This window comes from Mesorhizobium sp. M1A.F.Ca.IN.020.03.2.1 (assembly GCF_004023205.1).
GTDB lineage: Bacteria > Pseudomonadota > Alphaproteobacteria > Rhizobiales > Rhizobiaceae > Mesorhizobium.
Map to the genome: position 1 here is coordinate 1 of NZ_RZSV01000337.1, position 4,450 is coordinate 4,450.

Annotated in this window: 5 protein-coding genes; 4 read left to right on the forward strand and 1 reads right to left on the reverse strand. The window is 64.6% G+C overall.

What is annotated here, in order from left to right:
- On the forward strand, positions 1-632 hold a 632-nt coding region (locus tag EOA79_RS29990; RefSeq protein WP_128293556.1), incomplete at its 5' end, for a hypothetical protein.
- Between the two features lie 180 nt (positions 633-812).
- Here the strand turns inward: EOA79_RS29990 and EOA79_RS29995 are convergent.
- A complete protein-coding gene (locus EOA79_RS29995; protein WP_095823672.1) occupies positions 813-2,144 on the reverse strand; it encodes a dihydroorotase in 1,332 nt (443 codons plus the stop codon).
- 85 nt (positions 2,145-2,229) lie between these two features.
- On the opposite strand from EOA79_RS29995, the gene EOA79_RS30000 reads away from it, so the two are divergent.
- The 3 genes from EOA79_RS30000 to EOA79_RS30010 all read left to right on the forward strand — a co-directional run.
- Positions 2,230-3,093, forward strand: coding sequence for a folate-binding protein YgfZ (locus EOA79_RS30000; protein ID WP_095823673.1), 864 nt, complete (start codon positions 2,230-2,232; stop codon positions 3,091-3,093).
- The gene (locus EOA79_RS30005; RefSeq protein ID WP_095781517.1) at positions 3,093-3,731 is read left to right on the forward strand and encodes an HD family hydrolase; all 639 of its coding nucleotides are present in this window, start codon (positions 3,093-3,095) and stop codon (positions 3,729-3,731) included. Before EOA79_RS30000 ends, EOA79_RS30005 begins: the two co-directional genes overlap by 1 nt.
- Positions 3,732-3,925: 194 nt before the next feature.
- Positions 3,926-4,450, forward strand: a 525-nt coding sequence (locus EOA79_RS30010) for a PAS-domain containing protein (RefSeq protein WP_245489958.1), incomplete at its 3' end; no start/stop codon positions are given.

Here is a 4,450-nt window from a genome sequence, read left to right on the forward strand (position 1 = left end):
GTGACGAAACGACCGCTCCGGGGACCACCGTGCCAATGCCGGCCGCGCCCGGCACCAAACCCTCCGACAACAGCCAGTCGGCCGATGAGACGGACAAGAGCGCGCCGGAAGCGCCAACCGGCAGCGGCGGCATCACCAGCCCGCGCTCCGACCCGGATTCGCCGCCGCCGCCCGTCGTCTACGACCTCGACAAGCTTCCCGAACCGGTCAAACGCATGCACGGCCTGATCATCGAGGCCTGCAAGAGCGGCGATATCGAGAAACTTCGGCCGCTGATCGGCTCGGGCGAATCCATGACGCAGCTTTCGCTCGGCGACATCGAGGGCGACCCGGTCGCTTTCCTCAAGGGACTCTCCGGCGACGGCGACGGCCAAGAGATTCTCGCCATTTTGGAAGAGGTGCTCAGCGCCGGCTATGTCCATGTCGACACCGGCACGCCGCAGGAGCTCTATGTCTGGCCGTATTTCTTCGCGCTGCCGCTCGACAAGCTGGATCCCAGGCAGCGCGTCGAGCTGTTCAAACTCGTCACCGCAAGCGACTATGACGACATGAAGCAGTTCGGCGCCTATATCTTCTATCGCGTCGGCATCACGCCCGCCGGCCAGTGGCTGTTCTTCGTCGCCGGGGATTGAGCCAGAAGCTCATCCCTTGCCAATTTTGGTCTGCGGCCATATGCGGTTTGCCTCCTCTCGCAGAGCCGGAATCGCATCGGCTCCCACCGTCGGCATTTGCAAGAAGAAAATCGACCAGGGCAAGTTCCCGCAGCTGCAGGCACTCTTAATGCAGGGCGCGCTTAAGAAATCCAACGTGGCCTAAGCCGCCAGCGCCTCGGAAAACTCCACCGCCCTGCCCTGGCCGGGCGTGACGATCTCGCCGTCCCACATTACCCGGTTGCCGCGCACGATGGTGCCGACCGGCCAGCCGGTGACCTCTTTGCCGTCATAGGGCGTCCAGCCCGCCTTGGAGCCAGCCTGCGCGTTGGTGATGGTCTCGCGGCGCTTCAGGTCTACGACGGTGAAATCGGCGTCGTAGCCGGCGGCGATGCGGCCCTTTCCCGCCATGCCGAAGATGCGCTGCGGACCATGACTGGAGAGATCGACGAAACGCTGCAAAGTGAGCCGGCCGGCGTTGACATGGTCGAGCATGATCGGCACCAGCGTCTGCACGCCCGTCATGCCCGAAGGCGAGGCAGGATAAGGCTTCGCCTTCTCGGCCAGCGTGTGCGGCGCGTGGTCGGACCCCAGCACATCGACGATCCCTTGCGCAATGCCGTGCCAGACGCCGTCGCGGTGGCGCGCCGCGCGCACCGGCGGGTTCATCTGGATCAGCGTGCCGAGCCGCGCATAGTCGTCAGCTGAGAGCGTCAGGTGATGCGGCGTCGCCTCGCATGTAGCGACGTCTTTATGCTGCTCGAGGAAAACGATCTCCTCGGCCGTCGAGATGTGCAGCACATGGATGCGCGCGCGCGTCTGTCTCGCGATGCGCACCAGGCGCTCGGTGCAGCGCAGCGCCGCGATCTCGTCGCGCCAGACAGGATGCGACGAGGGATCGGCCTCGACGCGCAGACCGAGCCGCTCGCGCAGACGGAACTCGTCCTCGGAGTGGAAAGCGGCGCGGCGGCGGGTGTTGCGCAGGATGGAGGCGACGCCTTCGTCGTCCTCGACCAGCAGGTCGCCGGTGGACGAGCCCATGAAGACTTTTATGCCGGCAGCTCCTGGCAGCCGCTCGAGCTCGCCGACATCGCCGGCATTGTCGCGCGTGCCGCCAACCCAGAAAGCGAAGTCGCAATGCATGCGGCCGGTGGCGCGCCGCACCTTGTCGGCAAGGGCCGCCTCGCTGGTGGTCAGCGGATTGGTGTTGGGCATCTCGAAGACCGCGGTGACGCCGCCCAAAACCGCGGCGCGAGACCCGGTTTCCAGATCTTCCTTGTGCTCCAGTCCCGGCTCGCGGAAATGCACCTGGCTGTCGACGACGCCGGGCAGGATGTGCAGGCCCGTGCAATCGATCGTCTCGCCGGCCGACGCTTGGCCGAGATCGCCTATCGCGGCAATACGCCCGGCCTTCACGCCGACATCGCGCCGGCCTTCACCGTCATGGTTAACTACCGTGCCGCCTGTCAGGATGAGGTCGAAGGTGGTTGCCATGGACTGGTCCAATCTCTTGCGGGGGGAGTGTGGCCGGCTTACGTAATGACCATCATTTTTGCAAGATCAGGCCGACTTCACGCCCATGCCCTTTGCCCTGCTGAAAGACCGCGCGCTCATTTCCGTGTCAGGCCAGGATGCCGAACATTTTTTGCAAAACATCCTCACCACCGATCTCGATGCGCTTGGCGCCGGCGAGGCAAAGCCCGGCGCGCTGCTTTCGCCGCAAGGCAAGATCCTGTTCGATTTTCTCATCTCTCGCGCCGGCGAGAACGGCTTCCGGCTGGAATGCCGGACCGACATAGCCGATGACTTCGTGCGCCGGCTGATGCTTTACCGGCTGAGGGCAAAGGCCGAGATTGCCAAGCAGGATCAGGCGCTTGTCACGGTTGCATGGGGCGATGATTCAACCGCCTCACTTGCCAATTCAACTTCCCTCGCCGACACGCGCTTCCGCGAGGTGGAGGTCAGGCGCAAATATGAGGGCGCAGTTCAGGACAGCGGCGATGCCGGCGCATGGCGGGCCCTGCGTATCGCCAACGGCATCGCCGAAAGCGGCAGCGATTATCAGCTCGGTGACGCTTTCCCACATGACGTTCTCCTCGACGAGACCGGCGGCGTCGGCTTCAAGAAAGGCTGCTATGTCGGCCAGGAAGTCGTCTCGCGCATGCAGCATCGCGGCACCGCGCGACGCCGCGTGCTGATCGCCACAGCCGGGGGTTCCCTGCCTGCGTCCGGTACCGAGCTCACCGTCGCAGGCCGCCCGGTCGGGACGCTGGGTTCGGTAAGCGGCGGACGCGGCCTCGTCATTGCCCGCATCGACCGCGTCAAGGCAGCGCTCGATGCCCGCGACCCGATCATGGCCGGCGACGTCCCGGTGACGCTCGCCATCCCGGGCTGGGCGAAATTCTCCTTCCCGCAAGACACCGTCAGCGCGGAGGAGGCCTGATGGCGGCCGACAGGGCGGGAGCGCCGCCGCGCGCCTGGCAGCGCATGCTGTCCGGCCGGCGGCTCGACCTGCTCGACCCCTCGCCGCTCGACATCGAGATCGCCGACATCGCGCATGGCCTCGCCCGCGTCGCCCGCTGGAACGGCCAGACCAGCGGCGAGCACGCCTTTTCGGTGGCTCAGCATTCGCTGCTGGTCGAGGCACTCTATGGTGAGCTGGTGCCGGCCGCCTCCGCCGAGGCGCGGCTCGCGGCGCTGCTGCACGACGCGCCCGAATATGTCATCGGCGACATGATCTCCCCCTTCAAATCGGTGATGGGCGGCTCCTACAAGGACTGCGAGCTCAGGCTGCAGCGCGCCATCCATCAACGTTTCTCACTGCCGGCCGAGCTCGGTTCCACCTTGCGCAAGGACATCAAGCGCGCCGACCAGATCGCCGCCTATTACGAAGCGACGCTGCTTGCCGGCTTCTCGACCGCGGAGGCGACGGAGTATTTCGGCCGGCCGCGCAGCTTTTCCGCCGACCATTTCGACTTCACTCCACGCTCGGTGACCTGGGCGCAGGCGGCATTTCTGAAACGATTCGCGGCGCTGGAAGCTAAACGCCAGCCTTTTCTCGCTGCCAATTCCGTCAAATAAAAGAACGCTAAATTAACCGGCGGCCACGACAGTAAACTGTTCAGTCACGGTCGGCAGGCGCGTTCATGCCCGTTGCTCATGTCAAGGCTGGTTCGGCCGCAGTCAGGCGGAAGGCAACCGGTATTGGCCCGGTTCGACGAATAGCGGAGGAACTTCGCGCACAAAACGAGCGCTTTTCGGCCGCCGTCGAGAACATGTCGCATGGCCTGTGCATGTTCGACGCCGACGAGCGCATGATCATCTGCAACCGAAACTACATCGACCTCTTCCGCCTCGACGCCAAAGTCACGAAGCCCGGCATTCGCTTCTTCGACATCTTGCAGCACAGCGTCGAAATCGGCATCGCCTCGCAAACCGCCGAGCAGCTCTACGCCGTCCGCAAACCCTATATCGACGGCGCCAAGCCCTCGACTTATGAGGAGACGCTGGCGGACGGGCGCATCATCGTCATCTCGCATCGGCCGCTGGCCTCCGGCGGCTGGGTGTCGATCTACGAGGACGTGACCGTGCAGCGGCGCTCCGAAGAGGAACTGAAGGAGCAGCATCGCCGCTTCGACGCCGCTTTGGCCAACATGTCGCAAGGCCTGCTGATGTATGACGCCGACGGCAAGATGATCGTGCGCAATCAGCGCTTTCTCGAGCTCTACAAAGTCGCCGCGACAGATTTCCCTTTTGGAACGACACACCGCGACGCGCTCAAACGACTGCTGGAGCTCGGC

Excerpts from the sequence above, each read along its gene's own strand:
- EOA79_RS29995 (WP_095823672.1), bottom strand. The coding sequence starts at position 2,144 with ATGGCAACCACCTTCGACCTCATCCTGACAGGCGGCACGGTAGTTAAC.
- EOA79_RS30005 (WP_095781517.1), top strand. The coding sequence starts at position 3,093 with ATGGCGGCCGACAGGGCGGGAGCGCCGCCGCGCGCCTGGCAGCGCATG.
- EOA79_RS30000 (WP_095823673.1), top strand. The coding sequence starts at position 2,230 with ATGCCCTTTGCCCTGCTGAAAGACCGCGCGCTCATTTCCGTGTCAGGC.